This is a genomic window from Chitinispirillales bacterium (assembly GCA_031254455.1).
Classification (GTDB): domain Bacteria; phylum Fibrobacterota; class Chitinivibrionia; order Chitinivibrionales; family Chitinivibrionaceae; genus WRFX01.
In genome coordinates, this window is record JAIRUI010000044.1 from 1 (window position 1) to 6,209 (window position 6,209).

Annotated in this window: 6 protein-coding genes; 5 read left to right on the forward strand and 1 reads right to left on the reverse strand. The window is 34.4% G+C overall.

Annotation, left to right across the window (positions count from 1 at the left end; translation table 11 throughout):
* Positions 1-109 precede the first annotated feature (109 nt).
* Genes LBH98_03260 through hisA form a run of 5 tightly spaced genes read left to right on the forward strand, consistent with a single transcriptional unit; the run spans position 110 to position 5,732 of the window.
* Positions 110-598 carry a hypothetical protein gene (locus LBH98_03260; protein ID MDR0303774.1) on the forward strand — a complete coding sequence of 163 codons (489 nt, stop codon included), beginning with the start codon at positions 110-112 and terminating at the stop codon, positions 596-598.
* 14 nt (positions 599-612) lie between these two features.
* Positions 613-1,140: a hypothetical protein gene (locus LBH98_03265; protein MDR0303775.1), complete on the forward strand. Its 528-nt coding sequence runs from the start codon at positions 613-615 to the stop codon at positions 1,138-1,140.
* Between the two features lie 22 nt (positions 1,141-1,162).
* Entirely contained in the window at positions 1,163-4,057 is a 2,895-nt protein-coding gene (locus LBH98_03270; protein MDR0303776.1) for a hypothetical protein, read from the forward strand.
* 28 nt (positions 4,058-4,085) lie between these two features.
* Positions 4,086-4,943 (forward strand): hypothetical protein, encoded by an 858-nt coding sequence (locus tag LBH98_03275; GenBank protein ID MDR0303777.1) that lies wholly within the window; start codon positions 4,086-4,088, stop codon positions 4,941-4,943.
* 30 nt (positions 4,944-4,973) lie between these two features.
* Positions 4,974-5,732 carry a phosphoribosylformimino-5-aminoimidazole carboxamide ribotide isomerase gene (hisA, locus tag LBH98_03280; protein MDR0303778.1) on the forward strand — a complete coding sequence of 253 codons (759 nt, stop codon included), beginning with the start codon at positions 4,974-4,976 and terminating at the stop codon, positions 5,730-5,732.
* 2 nt (positions 5,733-5,734) lie between these two features.
* Here the strand turns inward: hisA and LBH98_03285 are convergent.
* Positions 5,735-6,209: DNA-processing protein DprA (locus LBH98_03285; GenBank protein MDR0303779.1), on the reverse strand; the 475-nt coding region annotated here is incomplete at its 5' end.

Below are 6,209 nucleotides of genomic sequence, written 5' to 3' on the forward strand. Positions count from 1 at the left end.
ATAAGAGAAAATCCGTTAAAATTATCTTGATTTTATAGATGTGTACACTCTGTGAATGCAATATAGTATTTTATATAAAAACATGGTATTTTTTTATCCTTAACTAGGATTGAACCAAAAGTTAATTGTTTTGTTAATTATGACGCTTCTTTACGGAGGTTGTACTACTATTGAATATCCCAATGAGTTTGTTAGATTAATAAAATTCAATTCAAACATTGTAGCCGTTGAAGAAGAACGAATATTCTCAAAAGACGAATTGATTGAATTTATATTTATTGGAAACACAGCGTATGACGGAAGTTTAATGTACCATGTATATAGGTTAGATGCTTTGGGTTTAAATGAAAATTCTGTAATTTGTATAAAACCGCTGTCGCGTGAAAAATCGGTTTTAGATGAAAATGTTTACGAATTTGGTATGCCCATAATAATGGGAAAATCTTTTAGTAAACAGCATGTAATTATGGTAAAAGGGAGCCCTATGTTTTGGGCGGATTCTTCTTACCAATATGAAGATAATACTTACACAATTTTACCGGTTTGTGATTCGGACGATGACGGTTATGATTTGAATTTTACATGGACGATAAATTAATATAGTGAAGTGATATGAAAAAGTTAATTGCTTTGTTAATTATGACGCTTCTTTACGGTGGATGTTCTACTATTGAATATCCTGATGGATTTGTTGATTTAATAAAATTTAACTCAAACATAGTAGATGTTGAAAAATGGCGGATATTTTCAAAAGATGAGTTGATTGAGTTTGTTGATACTGCTGTAGCAATTATTTATAGTTCTGATGGTTATGACGGGAACCATTATTTAAAAGTAGGGCAATACTACAAAGGTAATTTAAAAATTGAGATGAATAATGATGTTTCTCCATATATAGTTTATATAGAGCCGACATCTTACGGAAAACTCGTTCTAAATAAAAATATCTATAAATCCGGTATGCCTATAATAAATGGTAATGATAGTCGTATCCGTATATTTGAAAGCGAACAACCAATAATTTTAATTAGAGGTAATCCAGAATGGGCGGATTCTTCTTATAAAGGTTTTACCATTTTGCCGATTTGTGATTCGGACGATGACGGTTATGATTTAAATTTTACATGGACGATAAACTAAACATCTTGAAAGGAAAAAAAATATGAGAGTAAATATTGATATTATTACGTTTGCGGCGTTGTTTTGCTTTACGTCCGTATTTTCTGATTCTATTCCATATTGGAATGGCAACGTAAATTATGAAAAAAACAAAAATATAGTGTTTTTTCAAGGTGTGCGATATTTTCCAACGAATGATAATTTTGATAAAAGCCCCGATATGTTTGAAGAAGGTGAATATTGGGAACGTTTAATATCGTCGGCGCCGACAGAAAATAATTTAACAAGAGTGCTTCCGCAAGCGCATCATAATATAAGAGACATATTAGTTAAAATAGACGGATTTGTGAGCGCTGTTGAACAAATTTGCGGTTTTGATATTCTTGGAAAAATAAACAGTGTCGCACTTTTTAGAGAAAAACCTTTTGTCGGTGAATACCTTCATTCAACTTGGACAAATTTTATGGTTGGCAGCGCCGGATGGGAAGAAATATATGATAGTTTAAAGTTAGAAAGAATAAAAAAAGATATTGATATAAAAGGAGATGTTGATAGCGATGATTTCAGAGAGCGTTATCATGAAATTATTAGACGACCGCAAAATATAAGCAGAGAATATAACAATTACAAGCAACGCTGGAGCAGCGAATACAAAGGAATTTTTGGAATATTAACTCCGACTATAATATCAAGTGTTGTAACAGGCTCTTTTCTTACGCTTACTCCTGTGATAACTCCGGTAGTACTGCCAGTAGTCTATAAAGACAGAACAAGTGCATACGAACAAATGGTTCATAACATCGGAGATGCAGGAGTTGCTTTTGGACACGCATTGAATGATTTGTCTAATACTTCTGAAAAAGCTAAAAATAGTTTATTCCCCAACGAAAGAGGTAACGATATTCGCGAGGCTGGAAACGAATATGCCATAAGAAAAGCAATAAACAGACAAAATGAAAGGCAAGATATAGTAAAAAATTATCTTACTGGCTCTATTTATGACGCAATTGCCGAATATGGAATAAGAACTATAGAAGCAGTAAATTGGGCAAAACAAAATATTAAAGCGACAGGTAAATGTAATACGGGGAAAGAAATAGCCAACAACGATGAATGCTTTGAAAATAACGAATCCAATTTTAATACTTTAGTTTACGGCAAAGGCAACCCTATTTGGGGAGTAACCAGCAGCGCAATAGCTGTCGGCAGAGCCATCTTAATAGACGCTATGTTAGCGGAAAAGCCGTTGGAACACGGGAGAATTTTTGGACCTTCGTTTTTAGATTCAAATAATCCTGATTCAAGTTATATTTTTACGGCATATGCAAGAGACCCTGATGCCGTTGTGATTGTGCATAAAGATTCTCTCGGAAGCTTAAGCGAAAACGCAAAAAGGCTCGTATATAATGTAAAAGATGAATATAACAATGAAAATATTAATTATGAACTTTGGCATGAACCTTCTGTTCATAATATGTATTACGAATGGCTTATAGGTGATAGTATAGTGTTCCGTAATTCTGAAAATGAAGTTCTTAATAAAAATGTCAAAGAAAAAATGTCGCTTTATACAAAATTAATAGATTCAATTTCTGTGAAAGCAGGTTATTTGAGTAAAATACCTGATACGACATCAGAAGATTATGAATTGCTTTCAAAAGAAATAGATGCTTTGGCAATAGAATGTAAATCTTTATTATCGGAATATTATTCTTTGCGTTCAAAATATGCTGCCACTGTTAATTCAGAAGAAATATATTTTAAAGTAATCCTTCCTCAAGGGTTAACTTCAGATTCTCTGAAAAAAGGAATAGATGCTACGATTAAATTACAGTTTTTTGACAACGAAGATAAACATTATGACGTGAAATTAAAAAACAGTAGTTTTGATTTCACTGCAAGGATTACCGATGACGAAGGCGATGCGATTATTGTAAAAAAACGATTGACATTTCTTGATCGTCTTCCTGTTGTGGCGGCAGACATAAAAAAATCCGGTTCGAGCAGCATTTATTTAGTAAAAGTTAAACACAAAAACACTTCTTTTACCGACTTTCCAAACGGGGTGCAAGAGATTTCAGGATTTAGCGATCCTAATTGTTATAATCCGATATATTTTGATGCTTTTGGGACATCTATTGATCCAGACGGAAATGCTTCCGACCAAATAACTAAATCCGTATATTATTTTGACAACGATAGTATAGTAATTAGGGGTGTAAATCAGAACTACACTGTGGTAACTGGCGGTAATGTGGTAAACGGTGAGGAAAAAGAAGAACGAACAATTATAAATAATTTGTTGTACCTTCAAACAGAAGAGGACTATAAAATAAAAGCGTATTCCGAAGAACATTTTGTAAGTTCAAAATGGGAAAACGATTCTTCCCCAACAATAAAAACAGATACGATTAAAAATATTATTCAGGGCGAAAAATATGAATTCCATGTAAAAATATATGATAATGAAGGAAGCTCACAAATCAGTTCGTTTACTATTCCGGTTCTTGTTCCACCGGTAATAGATACAGTGCAATTGGCAATCCGTGTTAGAAGTGATACCACAAAAAATATAAAAGAATATAAAAATGAAACTATAACATTGAAAGGAGAAAATGAAATTCTTAGATTTTACGCAAAAGCGTTTGATCCGGACAATGAAGAAAATAGTAAAGAAAACGTAACATATTCTTGGGGCATTCGAGAATCCGGTGAAAATTCCGATATAGTTTTTCTCCCAAGTAGTTTTTCCAAACCTTTGGAAACAGTTACATATCAAGAATTGCAGGGATTATTAGGATTTAATTTAATAATAAATCCCGGTATTGTATATGATGTATTTGTCAAGGTTAAAGACGATGATAGTGCTGTTACAGGTAATAAGGATGTTTATGGATTTGCGGTTAGAAACATCGGAGCATTTAAATATGAACTATAATTAGCACAATTTATTAGTATCGGGGATTATGATAAAAAAAATAGTTGTAATTCAATTCTTTTTTATCGTGTCGGTCTATTCTGAACCGGACTTAAATTCTGTTTCTCCATACATAAACAGAGGCGTTTCACTTTACCTTAGAATGTATCACAATCCGCTTACCATAGAATACAATTACAAGAAAGAAGCATCCGGAGAACAATATGTCGGATTTGCAAATGATATTTATCTTAGACAAGGATGGATGAGGGACTTCTTTGTTACAACGGGTTCAAAAGACGAAAAACAAGAGTGGTCTGGGTGTGCGATGATGCTTCCATGGAGGTTTAAGTTTCGTCATAAATATAATGTTTTTGATATTGGAAGAGACAACATTTTTCAAAATCTTTCCTTTTCTCCGTTTTATGGAATTTCTATGGCGTATTATTGGCGTAATGGTTTGACAGAACACACATTCTCTCAAAAAAGTAACGGATACATACAAACGTATGTCGGAACTGCATTTGGAACTCGAAAAAGAATAATTGATACATTTTCATATATTGAAATTTTTGTAAGTCCTCAAATTTCCTTAACTTATTATGGAAGATTGGGCGGAGGAGACGATTACAATCCGATAAACAAATTGGATAAAGACTGGCTTGTTTCAAAATATAGTGTAGTAATGTGGGATTTCTCAATGCCAATCGGAGTGGGCTTCAAATACAGATACTTTTTTATAAAAAGCGGTATTTCTATTACTACTACACTGGTTGGTGAAGAAAGATGGAGAAAAGGCGGAAAACTCACAATTAATTCATACAATCTTCCCAAAATTCCTATTTTTATGGAATGCGGCATTCATTTCCGAAAATTCAAGCAATTGGAAAGAGAAATGAGTAATTGATAGTCAACGGTTTAAGAAAAGAGGTTAAAATTGGAATTTCGTCCTTGTATAGACTTACATGAAGGGAAAGTTAAACAGATTGTCGGCTCTACGCTTTCCGATAATAAGAATTCGCTTGTCGAAAATTTTTCTACCGATAAACCGCCGATGGAGTTTGTAAATTTATATAAAAGAGACGATTTACGAGGCGGGCACGTAATAAAACTCGGAAACGGAAACGACGAAGCTGCAAAAGAAGCACTTTCCCTGTGGAAAGACGGTTTTCATATCGGCGGTGCAATAAACGATGAAAATGCAAAATATTGGCTTGATTGCGGCGCGTCGCACGTTATAGTAACAAGTTTTGTTTTTAAAGACGGAAGAGTGAACTTTGATAATCTGCAGAAGCTTAAAAAGGCGATCAAAAAAGAACGGATCACACTTGATTTGTCGTGTAAAAAACGCGGGAATAAATATTACATTGTTACCGATAGATGGCAAAAATTTACAGACGAAATAATTGACGAAAAGTCTCTTGATTTTTTCTCTCAATATTGCGACGAGTTTTTAATTCACGCCGCAGACGTCGAAGGTAAAAAGCAGGGTGCGGATTTGGAATTGGTGGAAATTTTGGCGGAAAACGTAAAAATTCCGACAACATACGCAGGCGGGATTTCGACTATGGACGACATAAAAAAATTGCAAATTCACGGCAAAAACCGCATAAATTTTACTGTCGGAAGCGCATTAGACATTTTCGGCGGAAATCTGAATTATTCGCAGGTCGTGGAATTTTGCAGGCAAAGGTAATTCTATCGCGATACGAAGTATTTACCGTCTGCCGTTTGAGATATTATTTCTCTTAATTCCAAATCAAAAAGAATTTCGCAAAGTTCACCGACATCCGCTCCGCATTTTTCAGATAAATCCTGCACCGACATCCGCTCTTTGCCCAAAAGTGAGATTACGTTTTCTTCCGCCTGCGAAACTTCAATTTTCTTGACTGGAATTTCTTTGGGAATGTCGAAGATTCCTATCTGTTCTACCGCTTTTGTTCCGTTTAAATAGCATAATATTCCATCGAGCGCAAGCGCCGGATCTACATTTTTTTTGAGCAGCAATTTATTGCTTCCTTTGTATTTTTCGTCGCTTATAGTACCCGGAACAACCAAAACTTTTCTGCCTTGTTTTTCGGCAAAATCGCCCGTTATCAGCGCACTGCTTTTTTTCGGTGCGGTTACTATAATTGTACATTCCGTTTTGCCGGTTATTATTCTGTTGCGTTGG

What these genes read in the sequence shown, in the direction of transcription:
- LBH98_03265 (MDR0303775.1), top strand. Translation starts at nt 613, where the DNA reads ATGAAAAAGTTAATTGCTTTGTTAATTATGACGCTTCTTTACGGTGGA.
- LBH98_03270 (MDR0303776.1), top strand. Translation starts at nt 1,163, where the DNA reads ATGAGAGTAAATATTGATATTATTACGTTTGCGGCGTTGTTTTGCTTT.
- LBH98_03275 (MDR0303777.1), top strand. Translation starts at nt 4,086, where the DNA reads ATGATAAAAAAAATAGTTGTAATTCAATTCTTTTTTATCGTGTCGGTC.